This window comes from Stenotrophomonas sp. pho (assembly GCF_006228405.1).
GTDB lineage: Bacteria > Pseudomonadota > Gammaproteobacteria > Xanthomonadales > Xanthomonadaceae > Stenotrophomonas > Stenotrophomonas sepilia.
In genome coordinates this window covers 4,497,501-4,512,336 of the sequence record NZ_CP029759.1, presented here as the reverse complement: position 1 = coordinate 4,512,336, position 14,836 = coordinate 4,497,501, and the positions used below count along the sequence as shown (strand labels likewise).

At 67.9% G+C, this 14,836-nt stretch carries 12 protein-coding genes and 1 pseudogene (1 of these 13 running past the window's edge); 10 read left to right on the top strand and 3 right to left on the bottom strand.

The features are described 5' to 3' along the window. The first annotated feature begins 65 nt into the window (after nucleotides 1-65). The 3 genes from DL544_RS21015 to DL544_RS21005 are packed head-to-tail and all read left to right on the top strand — an operon-like array spanning nucleotide 66 to nucleotide 5,620. Nucleotides 66-1,535, top strand: a complete 1,470-nt coding sequence (locus DL544_RS21015) for a DUF3375 domain-containing protein (RefSeq protein WP_053496749.1) — start codon at nucleotides 66-68, stop codon at nucleotides 1,533-1,535. Further along, nucleotides 1,522-2,223 carry a DUF4194 domain-containing protein gene (locus tag DL544_RS21010; protein ID WP_005421303.1) on the top strand — a complete coding sequence of 234 codons (702 nt, stop codon included), beginning with the start codon at nucleotides 1,522-1,524 and terminating at the stop codon, nucleotides 2,221-2,223. Before DL544_RS21015 ends, DL544_RS21010 begins: the two co-directional genes overlap by 14 nt. A 16-nt stretch (nucleotides 2,224-2,239) precedes the next feature. After that, complete coding sequence (locus tag DL544_RS21005; protein WP_005421304.1) at nucleotides 2,240-5,620, top strand: ATP-binding protein; 3,381 nt, start codon at nucleotides 2,240-2,242, stop codon at nucleotides 5,618-5,620. Nucleotides 5,621-5,709: 89 nt separating this feature from the next. On the opposite strand, the gene DL544_RS21000 is transcribed toward DL544_RS21005, so the two are convergent. Beyond that, a complete protein-coding gene (locus DL544_RS21000) occupies nucleotides 5,710-6,489 on the bottom strand; it encodes a sulfite exporter TauE/SafE family protein (RefSeq protein ID WP_053496761.1) in 780 nt (259 codons plus the stop codon). A 102-nt stretch (nucleotides 6,490-6,591) separates the two neighbouring features. On the opposite strand from DL544_RS21000, the gene DL544_RS20995 reads away from it, so the two are divergent. Continuing rightward, complete coding sequence (locus tag DL544_RS20995) at nucleotides 6,592-6,984, top strand: YchJ family metal-binding protein (protein WP_032954755.1); 393 nt, start codon at nucleotides 6,592-6,594, stop codon at nucleotides 6,982-6,984. A gap of 3 nt (nucleotides 6,985-6,987) precedes the next feature. Here the strand turns inward: DL544_RS20995 and DL544_RS20990 are convergent. After that, nucleotides 6,988-8,267: pseudogene (locus DL544_RS20990) on the bottom strand (GGDEF domain-containing protein). Between the two features lie 166 nt (nucleotides 8,268-8,433). Between DL544_RS20990 and egtB the strand changes: the two are divergent. From egtB to DL544_RS20960, 6 genes are all read left to right on the top strand, one after another. Further along, complete coding sequence (gene egtB, locus DL544_RS20985; protein ID WP_065186601.1) at nucleotides 8,434-9,705, top strand: ergothioneine biosynthesis protein EgtB; 1,272 nt, start codon at nucleotides 8,434-8,436, stop codon at nucleotides 9,703-9,705. Continuing rightward, the gene (gene egtD, locus DL544_RS20980; RefSeq protein ID WP_065186600.1) at nucleotides 9,702-10,676 is read left to right on the top strand and encodes an L-histidine N(alpha)-methyltransferase; all 975 of its coding nucleotides are present in this window, start codon (nucleotides 9,702-9,704) and stop codon (nucleotides 10,674-10,676) included. Before egtB ends, egtD begins: the two co-directional genes overlap by 4 nt. 83 nt (nucleotides 10,677-10,759) lie before the next feature. Continuing rightward, a complete protein-coding gene (locus tag DL544_RS20975; RefSeq protein ID WP_139728019.1) occupies nucleotides 10,760-12,028 on the top strand; it encodes a lytic murein transglycosylase in 1,269 nt (422 codons plus the stop codon). 40 nt (nucleotides 12,029-12,068) lie between these two features. Continuing rightward, nucleotides 12,069-12,959 carry a D-hexose-6-phosphate mutarotase gene (locus DL544_RS20970; RefSeq protein WP_065186618.1) on the top strand — a complete coding sequence of 297 codons (891 nt, stop codon included), beginning with the start codon at nucleotides 12,069-12,071 and terminating at the stop codon, nucleotides 12,957-12,959. Between the two features lie 26 nt (nucleotides 12,960-12,985). After that, nucleotides 12,986-13,756 carry a DUF2628 domain-containing protein gene (locus tag DL544_RS20965; RefSeq protein ID WP_065186598.1) on the top strand — a complete coding sequence of 257 codons (771 nt, stop codon included), beginning with the start codon at nucleotides 12,986-12,988 and terminating at the stop codon, nucleotides 13,754-13,756. A 71-nt stretch (nucleotides 13,757-13,827) separates the two neighbouring features. Next, nucleotides 13,828-14,373 (top strand): DUF2628 domain-containing protein, encoded by a 546-nt coding sequence (locus tag DL544_RS20960; protein ID WP_065186597.1) that lies wholly within the window; start codon nucleotides 13,828-13,830, stop codon nucleotides 14,371-14,373. Between the two features lie 9 nt (nucleotides 14,374-14,382). Here DL544_RS20960 and DL544_RS20955 read toward each other — a convergent pair whose 3' ends face one another. After that, nucleotides 14,383-14,836 carry the final stretch of a benzoate/H(+) symporter BenE family transporter gene (locus DL544_RS20955; protein WP_065179736.1) on the bottom strand. It continues 734 nt past the right edge of the window, so the window shows 454 of its 1,188 coding nt (coding positions 735-1,188); the start codon falls outside the window, past its right edge — the gene reads right to left on this strand; the stop codon is at nucleotides 14,383-14,385.

The following is a 14,836-nucleotide window of genomic DNA, read 5'->3' as shown; positions in this document are numbered from 1 at the left end:
GATGCCGGCGCGGCCGCCGTGCGTGGCTGCCCCTCCCCGCCAGCCCTCATGACTCCTTTCGCTGCATGAAGCATCGCGAACGCATCTCCCGTTACCGCCATCTGCGCGAACAGCCCCAGTGGAAGCTGCTCGCCGCCGACCACGCTCCGGAAATCATCGGCCTGCTGCAGGGGCTGTTGATGGACGGCGAGCGCACCCTGCCTTCGTCGGTGCTCAACGAGCGCCTGCAGCGTGCGCTGGATCAGCTCAATAGCGACGAACTGTCGCGCGAGCTGCCGCGTACCGCGCAGGCCTACATCGCGCACTGGCTGGCCCAGGGCTGGCTGGAACGCCGCCTGCCCGAGGGCGCCGACCAGGAGCAGTACGAGCTTTCGACCGCGGCGCTTCAGGCGATCCGCTTTGCCGACGGCCTCGAGCAGGCCCGTGTGGCCGCCACCGAGAGCCGGCTGGCGCTGGTCATCGAACAGCTCTCGCAGCTGGCCGCGCAGACCGAATCCGATCCGGACGCCCGCCTGTCGGCGCTGCGCGACGAGCGCGACCGGATCGACGCCGAGATCGCCCGTGTCGGCGCCGGCCGTGTGATCGCGCTGGACGGCAAGCGCGCGCTGGAACGTGCGCGCCAGATCATCGGCCTGGCCGACGAGCTGACCGAGGACTTCCGCCGCGTGCGCGACGACTTCGAGCAGCTCAACCGCGAGTTCCGCGAACGCATCATCGACGACGAGGGCGAGCGCGGCGATGTGCTGTCGCAGCTGTTCGAAGGCGTGGACGTGATTGGCGAAAGTGATGCCGGGCGTAGCTTCCAGGCCTTCTGGCGCCTGCTCAACGACGCCGAGCAGAGCGCCCAGCTCGATGCCGCGCTGGAAGCGGTGCTGGCGCGTGGCTTCGCCCGCCGCCTGGACCGCAACGAACGCAACTTCCTGCGCGGCTTCACCAGCACCATGCTCGAGCGCGGTGGCCAGGTGCACGATGTGCTGCAGAACTTCGCGCGCAGCCTGCGCGGCTTCGTGCAGAGCCGTGGCTATCTGGAACAGCGTCGCCTCAACCAGCTGCTCAAGCAGGCGCAGTCCGAAGCGCTCGCTCTGCGCGACGAGTTCCCCGCACAACGCGGCATCGGCCGCGACCTGCAGCTGACCACCAGCCGCCTGCGCTCGTGGTCGCAATGGAAACTGCACGATCCGCGCAGCGCCCAGGTCGATGGCAACGTCGAATACAACGACGCAGCCGCGATCAGCCTGGAAAGCGTTGGCGATCTGGTCGCTTCGTCCGAAATCGACTTCCGTACCCTGCGCCGCGACCTGCACGACCTGCTCGATGCACAGCCGCGGCTCAGCATCGCCCAGGCCCTTTCGCAGCGCGAAGCGCCGCAGGGTCTTGGCAGCGTCATCGGCTACCTGTCGCTGGGCACGCGCTTCGGCAACGTGATCGCCGGCGAGCAGGAGCTTGCGCAATGGCGTGGTGGCGACGGCCAGATCCGTCGCGCCCGCATCCCGCTGGTTTGGTTCACCCAGGAGAGACGCCATGAGCTGGCATGAAGATCCCATCGACGCACCGCAGGCCGACGTGGCGGAAGACGCCTACGAGGCCGAGCCGGTGGCGGCCGTGGCGCAGCCCCGCCGTGGCAACGACGTGTACTACCTCGGGGATACCGGGCGCCTGCCGCTGGATGCGCGCCGTGCGCTGTGCCAACTGCTGATCGGCCCCAGCATCGACCAGCTGCGCCACGCCAAGCTGTGGCCGGCGCTGATCCGCAGCGAGGCGGCCATCCGCTCGTCGCTGGCCGACCTGTTCCTGGAACTGGTGCTCGACCGCGACAGTGGCGTGGCGTTCACCCGCCAGGCCGATACCGAAGACGTCGATGCGCCGGTGCTGCTGCGCACCTCGCCGCTGACCTTCATCGACTCGGTGCTGCTGCTGTACCTGCGCCAGCAGCTGGCCGAGGCCGATGCGCGCGGCAACCGCGCGGTGGTCGCCGACGCCGAGATGGCCGAAGCGCTGGCCATCTACGAAAAGAACCTGTCCACCGACCGCGCCGGCTTCAACCGTCGCGTCGCATCGGCGGTGCAGAAGATGAAGGACAACCACATCCTGACCCGCCTCAGCGGCCAGGAAGACCGCCACGAAGTCTCGCCGGCGCTGAAGCTGCTGTTCTCCGCCGAAGACGTGTCCCAGCTTTCGGCGGTCTACCGCCAGCTGCGTGAAACCCCGGCCGCCGAGGCCTGAGAGACCCGACCATCGCATGGCTATCTCCAAGCACACTCCCGCCCTGTTCAACGAAGGCCTGCCGGACCCGCGCCTGCAGCAGTTCCGCATGCGCCGCCTGCAGGTGCACAACTGGGGCACCTTCAACGGCCTGACCGAAGTACCGATCGCCGAGCGCGGCTTCCTGTTCGTCGGCCGCTCCGGCTCGGGCAAGTCGACCCTGCTCGATGCCATGTCCGCGCTGCTGACGCCACCGGCCATCGTCGACTTCAACGCCGCTGCACGTGAAGCCGAGCGCAGTGGCCGCGACCGCAACCTGGTGTCCTACGTGCGCGGCGCGTGGGCCGACCAGCAGGACAGCGGCACCGGCGAAATCGCCACCCAGTACCTGCGCAAGGGCGCGACCTGGACCGCGCTGGTGCTGGAATACCGCGCCGGCGATGGCCGCGTGGTCAGCCTGGTGCGCCTGCTTTGGATCTCCGGCAACGGCACCTCGGCCGGCGATGTGCGCAAGCATTACATGATCGCCGAGCGCCCGTTCGACATCGCCAAGGACCTCGGCGGCTTCGACCTGGACCTGCGCAAGCTGAAGCAGAAGCTGCCCGACCTGCACCACTTCGACACGTTCTCCGGCTACGCCGAGCGTTTCCGCGACCTGCTCGGCATCGACAACGAGATGGCGCTGCGACTGCTGCACAAGACGCAGTCGGCGAAGAACCTGGGCGACCTCAACGTCTTCCTGCGCGACTTCATGCTCGACACGCCGAAGACCTTCGACGCCGCCGAGCGCCTGGTCAGCGACTTCGCCGAGCTTGATGGCGCGCACCAAGCGGTGGTCACTGCCCGCCGTCAGGTGGAAACCCTGTTGCCGGCGCGCGCCTACTACAACGATCTGAAGGAAATGCACCGCCGTCGTGGCGACGACGAAGCGCTGAAGCTCGGTGTTGACAGCTTCCGCGAAAGCCGGCGCCAAGCGCTGATCGAGGCGCGCCTGCGCGAGATGGACGTGCGTGACCGCGGCCTGCTTGGCGAAGAAGCCCAGCGCCGTGCCGCACTGGACAATCACACCGAGCGCCTGGCCGAACTGGAGCTGCAGCGCCGCCAGCAGGGCGGTGAGCGCATCGAGGAACTGGAACGCGAGCAGGGTCGTGCCGAAGCTGAGCGCGACCGCCGTCAGGCCAAGCGCGAGCAGGCACGCCAGGCGGCGCAGCAGCTGGGGGCCGAACTGCCGGACGACGCCCATGGCTTCGCCGAACTGGTCGAGCGCGCACAGAACGAGCTGCAGGACCGCCAGCGTGCCTCCTCGGCACTGGACGACGCGATCAGTGACCGCCTGGGCGGCAAGCGCGATGACGAGCGCCGCTTCGGCGAGGTCCGTGCCGAACTTGAAGCGATGCAGCGCACGCCCTCCAACATCCCGGCGCCGATGCAGAAGCTGCGCGCACGCCTGGCCGAGGAAACCGGCATCGCCGAGGCGGCACTGCCCTTCGTCGGCGAACTGATCCAGGTCCGCTCGGAAGAGCAGGGCTGGCAGGGTGCCATCGAGCGCGTGCTGGGTGGCTTCGCGCTGTCGCTGCTGGTCGACGACAAGCATTACAACGACGTCGCCGAATGGGTGAACCGTACCCACCTTGGCATGCGCTTCACCTACTACCGCGTGCGCCGCAACGATGATGCATTCGCCCGTGAGCCGTCGGCGAAGTCGCTGCTGCACAAGCTTGAACTGCGCGAGCATGTATTCGAAAGCTGGCTGCGCCGCGAGCTGGGCAAGCGCTTCGACTACGAATGCGTGGATGCCAGGCAGCTGCGCAACGTCGACCGCGGCATCACCCGCGAAGGCCAGGTCAAGCATCCCGGCGACCGTTTCGAGAAGGACGACCGCAGTGCGGTGGGCGACCGCCGTCGCTGGATCCTCGGCTTCAACAACCACGACAAGGTGGGCGCCTTCGAGCGCGAAGCACAGGAACTGGCCAAGCGCATCGCCAGCTGCGAGACCGACATCGCGCGCCTGCGCGGGCAGCGTGATCGCGACAACGAACGCCGCCTGGCATGCCACGAGCTGGTCAGCATCAGCTGGAACGAGATCGACATCGCCGCTCCGCAGCAGCGCCTGAGCGATATCGAAGCCACCCTGCGCGACCTGCGTGAAGGCAACGCCGATCTCGCCAAGCTGGCCAAGCAGATCGACGCCGTGCGCGCCGACATCGAGCAGTCCCGCCGCACCTATGAAGACGTCCGCGTCGAGCGCGGCCAGCTGGTCAAGGAACGTGATCGCCTTGACCGCGCACGCCAGCAGAGCCGCGCACTGGTGCTGCCGAGCCTGGCCCAGGAGCAGGAAGCCGGCCTCGCCGAGCGCCTGCAGGAACAGGGGCCGCTCAGCCTGGAAACGCTCGAAGCGCACATGCGCCAGGTCAGCAACGCGCTGAACGAGCAGTTGTCGTCCTCGCAGCAGGACCTCAACCGCATCGAGAACCAGCTGATCGGCTGCTTCCGTCGCTTCATCCAGCAGTGGCCGGAGGAGTCGGGCGACTTCACCGTGTCGGTGGCCTCGGCCGAGGACTTCCTCGCACGCCTCGAACGGCTGGAACGCGACGGCCTGCCACAGCACGAAGAGCGCTTCTTCGACCTGCTGCAGAACCAGAGCAAGAACAACCTGCTGGCCCTGCAGCGCCACAGCGCAGAGGCCCGCAAGTCGATCGGCCAGCGCCTGGACGAGGTGAACGCCAGCCTGGAGCAGGTGCCGTTCAACCGTGGCACGCTGCTGACCATCGAACTGAGCGACCGCCGCCTGCCGGAGGTCGCTGAGTTCCACCTGCAGCTGCGCGAGGTGCTGTCGCAGCAGCAGACCGAGCAGCGCGAGCTGGCCGAGTCGCAGTTCACCGTGCTGCGCCAGCTGGTCAACCGCCTCGGCTCGCAGGAAGGCGAGGATAAGCGCTGGCGCGAGCTGGTGCTGGACGTGCGCATGCACGTGGAGTTCATCGGCGTCGAGCTGGATGCGGAAACGCGCCAGCAGGTCGAGATCTACCGCAGCGGCGCCGGCAAGTCCGGTGGCCAGCGCCAGAAGCTGGCCACTACCTGCCTGGCGGCTGCGCTGCGCTACCAGCTCGGCGGCGCCGACAGCCAGCTGCCCAGCTACGCCGCGGTCGTGCTCGACGAGGCCTTCGACAAGGCCGACAACGAGTTCACCGCACTGGCAATGAACATCTTCGACAACTTCGGCTTCCAGATGGTGGTTGCCACCCCGCTGAAGTCGGTGATGACGCTGGAACCGTTCATCGGCGGCGCCTGCTTCGTCGAAATCAGCGGCCGTCACGACTCCGGCGTGCTGCTGATCGAGTACGACGAAGAGGGCAAGCGCCTGAAGCTGCCCGAGCGCAGCCGCCAGCAGGCCAACGAACCGGAAGAAGCCGAGGCCTGACCCGGCCGATTGAAGGGGAATGCCGGCCAGCGGCCGGCACTACCCATGGGCGGGGTTCGGTAGTGCCGGCCGCTGGCCGGCAACCGCATTCACGAACCGCGGAACGTATCCCACGCCATCCGCGCGATCAGCACCACCACCAGCCCCACGAACAGCTTGCGGATGAACGGCGTGCCGCCCTTCAGCGCCAGGCGCGTGCCCACCACCGAGCCGATGATGTTGGCTGTGGCCATCGGCAGCGCAAACAACCACAGGATGTTGCCGGTCGGCACGAAGAACGAGATCGCCGCCACGTTGGTCGCCAGGTTCACCACCTTCGACGCCGCCGAGGCGCGCAGGAAATCCAGGCCGAAGAAGCGCACGAACAGGAAGATCAGGAAGCTGCCGGTGCCCGGCCCGAAGAAGCCGTCGTAGAAGCCGATCGCCGCACCGATCGCCAGCGCGATCACCAGTTCACGGCGGCCGATCTCCTGGGGCCGGTGCAACGCGCCGAAGTCCTTCTTCCACAGCGTATAGGCCAGCATCGCGATCAGCAGCACCAGCACCAGTGGGCGCACCGCGTCCTTGGGCAGCAGGCTTACCGCAGTGGCCCCGGCGAAGGAGAAGATGAAGGCCGTGCCGGCCGCGAACAGTACCGGTTTCCACGGGAAGCGCACATTGCGCGCATAGCGCCACGCAGCCGCACCGGTACCGAACATCGAACTGAACTTGTTGGTACCAAACAGCATCGCCGGCGTCTGCTGCGGCAGCACCGTGAACAGGCCGGGCAGCTGCACCAGGCCACCGCCACCCACGGCGGCATCCACAAGACCGGCGATGAAGGCGATCACCACCAGCCACCACAACTCAGGGGGAACCAGATCCAGCACGGCGATCAATCAAGGTGGGGGCGCGACAGCATACGCCTGTCCTGCTCCAGGTGACTCCCGCCGCGCGTGCATCAATCCCTGCAACCCGGCGACAATGCCGGCATGAGCCGAAAATCCGCCGATCCCTGCCCCTGTGGCCTTCCCGCCGACTATGCCGCCTGCTGTGGTCGTTTTCATGCCGGTGAAGCCGCGCCCGATGCCGAGCACCTGATGCGTTCGCGCTACAGCGCGTATGTGCGGGGCCTGGCCGACTACCTGCGCCACACCTGGCATCCGGATACGCGTCCGGCCGAGTTGTCGCTGGGCGATGCGCCAGGCCAGCGCACCCATTGGCTGGGCCTGACCGTGCACGACCACGCGGTCACCGGCGCAGACAGTGCTGAAGTGCGCTTCACCGCGCGCTACCGCATCGGCGGCGGCAGCGCGGTGAGAATGACCGAGCACAGCCGATTCCGGCGCATCGACGGCCGCTGGTATTACCTCGACGCGGTCTGAGCCCTACGCACTGGATGCAGCCAGCAGGCGCTGGCCGCCGTGCGCGCGGACCTGGTTGCGACCTCCGTCCTTGGCCATGTACAGCGCCTGGTCGGCGGCCTTGAGCACTGCCGTCGGTCGCGGATCCACGCGGCTGTCGGCCAGCCCGATACTGACCGTCACCTGCACCACCTGGCCGGTGCCGCCGCGTCCGCGCTGCTGACGGCCAGCTTCGTCGTCACGGCTGCGGGTGCTGCGGTCGCGCAGTTGCATGCGGGTGTCCTCGATGCTCTGCCGCAGTGCTTCGACGGCCTCGATGCAGGCCGCCGCTGGGCGGTCCAGGAACACCACCGCGAATTCCTCGCCGCCATAGCGGAACGCTCGGCCACCGTCGCCGACACGCGCCAGCCGCGACCCCACCAGGCGCAGCACGTCGTCGCCGGTATCGTGGCCGTGGGTGTCGTTGAACGACTTGAAGTGGTCCACGTCCACCATCGCGATGCTGTAGGTGCCGCGCGCCCGCTGCAGGGTCTCGTTGAACGCCCTTCGCCCGGGCAGGCCGGTCAGCTCATCGCGGAAGGCCATGTGGAAGGATTCCTGCAGCATCGCGCCCAGCATCAGCAGCAGGGCGGCGCTGCTCAGCGCCGGCAGCAGTACCGGCTGCAGGAAGATCCGCGGCAACATCCACCACAGGCACAGCAGGGCCAGCAGCATCGCCGTGTGCAGTGGCCGCGGATGCCGCCACGCCTGCCAGCCCAGCGCTGCGCTCGCCAGCAGGAACAGCAGCGCCGGCAGCTGCGCCAGCGCATTCCAGTCGGCGGGAATCCAGGCCCAGTGACGGCTCGACAGCAGATCGTGCATGCCCTGCGGCTGTTGTGCCGCAAGCAGCAGGAAGATCACCAGGGCCGCGCCGCAGACCACGCTGCGCAGCAGCAGGTCCTGGCGTCGGCGTCCGCGTTCCGGCCACACTGCCAGCCCGGCAAACAGCAGCGGCACCCAGGCCGAGATTGCGTGGAAGCGCAACGGAGTCAAGGCGTCGACATGGCCGCTGCGCAGGTAGCCCCGACGTCCCGGTGCAGCAGGGCGAACACCACCGCCACGACCAGCAGCAGGCACAACGTGCGTATCTGGTGGTAGAGCAGGGCCAGGCCCGCGCCGAGGCAGGCCAGCAGCCAGGGCAGGATGCGTTGGGCGGGGCTGGCCACATCCTCGGTGCCCAGTGCCATCCACAGCACCAGGACGACCAGCACGGCGGGCAGCACGAACAGGTAATGCGCAGGCTGGCGGAGTGGATGCAGGGGCACGCAGGAAGTCCAGTGCGGTGACGATGCGGCCGCAACACTGCCGTTAGCGGCGTCCTCACCCGCTTCTTGAACACGCGCTTCTTGAAAAGGTACGCCCGCAACCATGTGAATGGGGCAGTGTGCCGCCATGACGTCGCACTCACTGCACTGCGCCGATGCTGTAGGCATGGACAGCGTACCCACCGCCGTCGCTGCCCCGCAGCACGACCTCGCCCACCACTTCGCACGTGTTCGTGCCCGCAGCCTGCAGTTGGCCGCACCGCTCAGTGCAGAGGACGCCATGCTGCAGAGCATGGCCGACGCCAGTCCCAGCAAGTGGCACCTGGCCCACACCACCTGGTTCTTCGAACGCTTCGTGCTGGCAGGATTCGCCAGTGCGCCGGCGCGTGATCCAGCCTGGGACTATCTTTTCAACAGCTACTACAAAAGCATCGGTCCGGCGCACGCGCGGCCGCAACGCGGTCTGTTGTCGCGGCCCTCGCTGCAGCAGGTGCGCGACTACCGCCAGCAGGTCGATGCACAGGTGCAATCGCGACTGGCGGCAGGCGACCTTGATGAGCAGGCGCTGCAGCACCTGCAGTTGGGCCTGCAGCACGAACAGCAGCACCAGGAACTGCTGTTGACCGACATCAAGCATGCGTTCTGGTGCAATCCGTTGCAGCCAGCCTACCGTGATGACCTGCAGCCTGCCACCAGCGCTGCCAGTGCGCAGGGCTGGATCGAATCACCCGAACGCATCATTACCATTGGCGCCGCAGCCTGGCCGCAGCACACCGCCTTCGCCTACGACAACGAATCGCCGCCGCACCGCGTGCTGCTGGCTGCACACGCACTGGCAGAGCGTCCCGTCAGCAATGGCGAGTACCTCGTCTTCATCGAGGCTGGCGGCTACCGCGAGCCGCGCTGGTGGCTGAGCGAAGGCTGGGCGTTGCGCGAAGCCGAGGGCTGGCAGCACCCGCTGTACTGGGACGATGCCCTGCAGCGCGAGTACACCCTCGGCGGTTGGCGAGAACTGGACCCGCATGCGCCGGTCTGCCATCTCAGCTATTACGAGGCCGATGCCTGCGCCCGCTGGGCTGGTGCGCGCCTGCCCAGCGAGTTCGAGTGGGAAGCCGCCGCTGCGTCGCAGCCCCTGCGTGGCCATTTTGCCGACGACGATCAGCTGCACCCTCGGGCGGGGCAGGGCAGTGGGCTGCGGCAGCTGTTCGGCGATGTATGGGAATGGACCCACAGCGCGTATGGCGCCTATCCGGGCTTTCGCCCTTTTGCCGGCAACCTCGGTGAATACAACGGCAAGTTCATGTGCGGGCAATGGGTGCTGCGCGGTGGCAGCTGCGCCACGCCGCGTGGCCACGTGCGTGCCAGCTACCGCAACTTCTTCATGCCCCCGGCGCGTTGGCAGTTCTCCGGGCTGCGCCTAGCCAGGGATCTCGCATGAGTACGGTGCAGGACGCGCTGCAGGCGCTGACCGATCTCACTCCCGGCCGCCAGCAGATCCTTGCCGACGTGGTGGCCGGGCTGTTGCGCACGCCCCGCCAGCTGCCGTCCAAGTACTTCTACGATGCACGCGGCTCGCGCCTGTTCGAGCAGATCACGCATACTCCCGAGTACTACCCCACGTGTACCGAGCTGGCCCTGCTTTCACGGGTACTGCCGGACATCGCCCGAAGCGTCGGGCCGCACCTGCACGTGGTGGAGCTGGGCAGCGGCAGTGGCCGCAAGACCGCGTTGCTGCTGGCCGCCCTGCACGACCCGGTGGCCTACACGCCGATTGAAATCTCGCGTGCCGCGCTGCTGTCCAGCATCGACCATCTGGCCCCGGCGCTGCCCGAGGTGGAGATGCTGCCGGTCTGTGCCGACTTTACCCGTCCCGTCGCCGTACCCATGCCCGAACGCGAACCCGCGCGACGGCTGCTGTTCTTCCCGGGTTCCACGCTGGGCAACTTTGAAGGCGAGGACGCGGTCGCGCTGCTGCGCGCGATGCGCCAGACCATGGGGCGTGATGGCCTGGCCCTGGTCGGCATCGACCTGCACAAGGACCCGGCGTTGATCGAGGCGGCCTACAACGATGCGCAGGGCGTCACCGCCGCATTCACCCTCAACCTGCTGGCCCGCCTGAACCGCGAAATCGGCAGCGACTTCGATCTCGATGGCTTCCGTCATCGTGCACGCTACAGCTCTGCGCGGTTGCGCATCGAGACCGATCTGGTCAGCCAGCGGGCACAGGACGTCCACCTGGATGGCCGCATTTTCCACTTCGCCGCCGGTGAACCCATCCGCGTCGAGTACAGCCACAAGTACACCGATGACAGCTTCGACGCGCTGTTGCGGCAGGCGGGCCTGCAGGTGGCGCAGCGATGGGATGCCGAAAGCCCCGCCTATGGCCTGCGCTTGCTGCGGCGCGCCTGAGGTGGTGGCCAGCCGGTGCCCCTTCAGGTTCGGCGGCATCGCTACCCCTAAGATGGCCGTGCAACGGCAACACGGAGGACGCCATGCCTGTTCTGACCACGCTCGGCCTGGCGGCCGCCCTTGCGTCGAACCCGACGCTGCCTGCGGCTTCGGCCGCCAGCACCGATCCGGCGTTCAGCCGCTGCTTGGCGGGCCTGCAGGCCACCGCCGCGACCCAGGGCATCGGCGCCGACCGCTTCAACGAGATCACCGCCGGGCTCACCCCGGACCCCAGCGTGCTCGGCCTGCTCGATGCACAGCCCGAATTCACCACGCCGATCTGGGACTATCTGGCCGCGCTGGTTGATCGCCAACGCGTCGCTGATGGTCGCGCCCTGCTGCAGCAGCACCGCGACCTGCTCGATCGCGTGTCGGCCCAGTATGGCGTCGATCCGGCCACCATCGTCGCGGTCTGGGGCGTGGAGAGCGACTACGGCCGCGTGTTCGGCAAGCGCCCGCTGCTGCAGTCATTGGCCACGCTGTCGTGCGCCGGCCGCCGCCAACCTTTCTTCCGCGGTGAGCTGCTGGCGCTGCTCACGCTGATCGACCGCGGCGACCTGCAGGCACAGGGGCTCACCGGCTCCTGGGCCGGTGCCTTCGGGCACACCCAGTTCATGCCCAGCACCTATGCACGCATCGCCGTGGATGGTGATGGCGATGGCCGCCGCGATCTGGTCGGCAGCATTCCCGATGCACTGGCCTCCACCGCCAACTATCTCAAGCGTGCCGGTTGGCGCAGTGGCGAACCATGGGGCATGGAGGTGCGTGTGCCCGCCGGCTTCAACGCCAGCCAGGCCGGCCGCACCCAGCGTCGCGCCCTGGCCGACTGGCGCGCGCAGGGCGTGACCGCGCTGGATGGCAGCGCGTTGGCTCCGGCCAACCTGCCGGCGGATGCGCGCGCCGCCCTGCTGCTGCCGGCCGGCAACAACGGCCCGGCGCTGCTGGTGTTCCGCAACTACGACGCGATCTACAGCTACAACGCTGCCGAAAGCTATGCGCTGGCGATCGCGACGCTTGCTGACCAGCTGCGTGGCGGCACCGGGTTGGCTACCGCCTGGCCGACCGACGATCCAGGCCTGGGCCGCGATGAGCGCCGCCAGCTGCAGACCCTGCTGCTGGCCCGCGGCCACGACATCGGTGCCGCCGACGGCATGATCGGTACCGCCACGCGTCGCGCGATCCAGGCCGAGCAGCAGCGCCTGGGCTGGAGCGAGGTGGACGGCCGCGCAGGCCAGCGCATCCTGCGCACGCTGCAGGAAGAGGCGGCCGCCATCGCACCCGCTGGGCAGAATGCCTTGCCGGCGGCACGTTGACCGCGACATCATCGCCGCGGTCTTCAAGGAGCGTCATCGCATGCAGTCGAATCCGGACATCAGCACCGGCCTGTATCACGGCCTGGAGGCCTGGCAGGTGCGAACCGCCAATGCCACAGCGGTCGTGAGTGTGTTTGGTGGCCAGCTGCTGTCGTTCATTCCCGATGGGCAGCCCGATCTGCTGTGGCTTTCGCCCACGCGCGCCGAGCTGCCCACGCCTATCCGCGGTGGCGTTCCGGTGTGCTGGCCGTGGTTCGGTCGCCAGGGCAAGAGCGCCGATGCACCGGCGCATGGCCTGGTACGTACCGCACGCTGGGAGCTTCTGCAGGCCACCCGGAGCGATGACGGCGAGGTAGAGCTGCAGTTGGCACCTGCGCCCTGCGCCGATCCCGGCCTGCGCCTGCAGATGCAGCTGCGCGTCGGCCGCCAGCTGCGCCAGCAGCTCGCCACCGAAAACACCGGAACCTCGCCGGTGACCTTCACCCAGGCCCTGCACAGCTACTTCCGGGTCGGCGATGCCACTCGTGTCGAGGTCGATGGCCTCGACGGCCTGCACTACCTGGACAAGTACGAGGACGGCGCGCAGCTGCGCCAGCAGCAGGGGCCCTGGTCGCTGCGTGATCCGCGCGATCCGGGGCGCAGCGACCGCATCTATACCGGTGTCGGCGGCCACTACGTGCTGCGCGATCCCGTCCTGCAGCGGCGGATCGAGATCCGCAGCGAAGGCAGCCAGACCCTGGTGGCCTGGAACCCGGGCATGGAGGCAGCGGCGAAGATGGCCGATGTCGGCGACGGTTGGCACGATTACGTGTGCCTGGAAGTGGCCAACGCCGGGCCAGAGCAGATTACCCTTGCACCCGGCGCGCGCCACCAGCTTGTGCAGGTGCTGGCCAGTGAACCGCTGCAGGCCGTGGCGGGAGTTTCAGAGTAGCGATGGGATCGACAGGAATGGATGGCATGCAGGAAGCACAGTGGTGGTACGCCAACAGCAAGCAGAGCGAAGGGCCGGTGGACCTGGCCGGGTTGCGCCGGTTGCAGCAGGACGGCACCGTAACCGCACGCACGCTGCTGTGGCGCGTAGGGATGGCATCGTGGCGGCCACTGGCCGAACTGGATCCTTCGCTGGCGCAGATGGCTCCGAACCCCTCGCCGGTTGAACCGGTGCCGGCGGTCACCGTCAGCGACACCCGGACCGCTGATCCGTCCGACCCCTACCGTGCACCCGCCGCTTCGCCCGTGGCCGCGACCGTACCGGAGCTGGAAGGCGACATCGCCTTGTACGCCGCCGTGGTCGGCGGCAACTTCCCGATCTATCGACAACGCTGGCGGCTGGACCAGGGCATCGCCGAGGGCAACGGCACCTGGCACTGGCCGGCCTTCCTGGTCGGCGTGATCTGGATGGTGTACCGGCGGATGTACCGGCTGGCGGCGATCTGGGCTGGCATGCTGGTGTTCTTCAGTATCGCCGAGGCGTTGCTGGGCGTACCGGAAGGCGTGTCGATGGTCATCACCCTTGCGATCAACGTCACCGCTGCGGTGTATGCCAATCGCTGGTACCTGGCGCATTGCCAGCGTGAGATCGCCCGCGCGCGCGCCTTGGCGGGCGATGACGAGGCACGCCTGCGCAGCGAGCTGTCCAAGCGGGGTGATACCAATGCAGCGGCCGCAGCCATGGTTGCCATCATTGTCGTTGCGGCGATGTTCGTCGGCCAGGCAATGGCAGGCTGAGACCGGAGCAGCTTCAGATTCACCGATGCCTGCCGCTACTGCGGGTTCATCCCGGGCATGGAATCGCCGACATGAATCATCTGGATACCCCGCCGGTTTCTCCGACGGATGACAATCCCTATCTCGCGCCTGTTGCAGAGGTGGACGGTGCGACCGCTCCATCCGACGCGGACGATCTGAACCTCCTCGTGGGGCCCAACGCAGCGCTCTACCGCCAGCGCTGGCACCTGGACAGCCCAGTGCCGAAGCCGCCGCGGCCGTGGCACTGGCCCGCCTTCCTGGTGCCGACCTACTGGCTGCTGCACCGGAAAATGTACCTGGCGGCCATCCTCTTCGAGCTGGTCCTGTTCGGCATCGCGCTGCTGGCGGCCCGTGCCAATCCGTTGCTCATGGTGGTGTTGCTGGCGGTGCCACGGTTTGCCATCGCGATGACCGCCAATGCCCTGTACCTGCGCTATTGCACGCGGCTGCTGGGCAAAGTGAAGGCTGCTCACGCCGGGCAGCACCACCGCATCCGTACCGAACTGCAGCGTCGTGGCGGGACCAGCGTCTGGGCGGTGGTGATCGGCATGGCGGCTGTCGGGGTGATCAACACCGTCGCCCGCATGGCGGCCTGACACGTTTGCTCAGGCTGGTGCCCGTGCCCGCAATACCAGCAGGCACAGCGCACCGGCCACCAGCCCCCAGAACGCCGAGCCGATGCCGGCCAGTGAGACGCCCGAGGCGGTGACCAGGAAGGTGACCAGTGCCGCCTCGCGGTCCCGCTCTACCGCCAGCGCACTGGCCAGGCTGTTGCCGATGGTGCCGAACAGGGCGATACCGGCCACGCAGGCCACCAGCTCCTTGGGGAAGGCCGCGAACAGTGCGGCCACCGTGGCGCCGAACAGCCCGACGACAATGTAGAAGGCACCGGCCGCCATCGCCGCGGTATAGCGGCGTGCCGGATCCTCATGTGCATCACGGCCCATGCAGATCGCGGCGGTGATCGCGGCCAGGTTCAGCGCGTACGCACCGAACGGCGCCAGTAGTGTATTGACCACACCGATCCAGCCGATCAGCGGTGACACCGGGGCGTCGTAG

What these genes read in the sequence shown, in the direction of transcription:
- DL544_RS21015 (WP_053496749.1), top strand. Translation starts at nt 66, where the DNA reads ATGAAGCATCGCGAACGCATCTCCCGTTACCGCCATCTGCGCGAACAG.
- DL544_RS21010 (WP_005421303.1), top strand. Translation starts at nt 1,522, where the DNA reads ATGAGCTGGCATGAAGATCCCATCGACGCACCGCAGGCCGACGTGGCG.
- DL544_RS21005 (WP_005421304.1), top strand. Translation starts at nt 2,240, where the DNA reads ATGGCTATCTCCAAGCACACTCCCGCCCTGTTCAACGAAGGCCTGCCG.
- DL544_RS20995 (WP_032954755.1), top strand. Translation starts at nt 6,592, where the DNA reads ATGAGCCGAAAATCCGCCGATCCCTGCCCCTGTGGCCTTCCCGCCGAC.
- egtB (WP_065186601.1), top strand. Translation starts at nt 8,434, where the DNA reads ATGGACAGCGTACCCACCGCCGTCGCTGCCCCGCAGCACGACCTCGCC.
- egtD (WP_065186600.1), top strand. Translation starts at nt 9,702, where the DNA reads ATGAGTACGGTGCAGGACGCGCTGCAGGCGCTGACCGATCTCACTCCC.
- DL544_RS20975 (WP_139728019.1), top strand. Translation starts at nt 10,760, where the DNA reads ATGCCTGTTCTGACCACGCTCGGCCTGGCGGCCGCCCTTGCGTCGAAC.
- DL544_RS20970 (WP_065186618.1), top strand. Translation starts at nt 12,069, where the DNA reads ATGCAGTCGAATCCGGACATCAGCACCGGCCTGTATCACGGCCTGGAG.
- DL544_RS20965 (WP_065186598.1), top strand. Translation starts at nt 12,986, where the DNA reads ATGCAGGAAGCACAGTGGTGGTACGCCAACAGCAAGCAGAGCGAAGGG.
- DL544_RS20960 (WP_065186597.1), top strand. Translation starts at nt 13,828, where the DNA reads ATGAATCATCTGGATACCCCGCCGGTTTCTCCGACGGATGACAATCCC.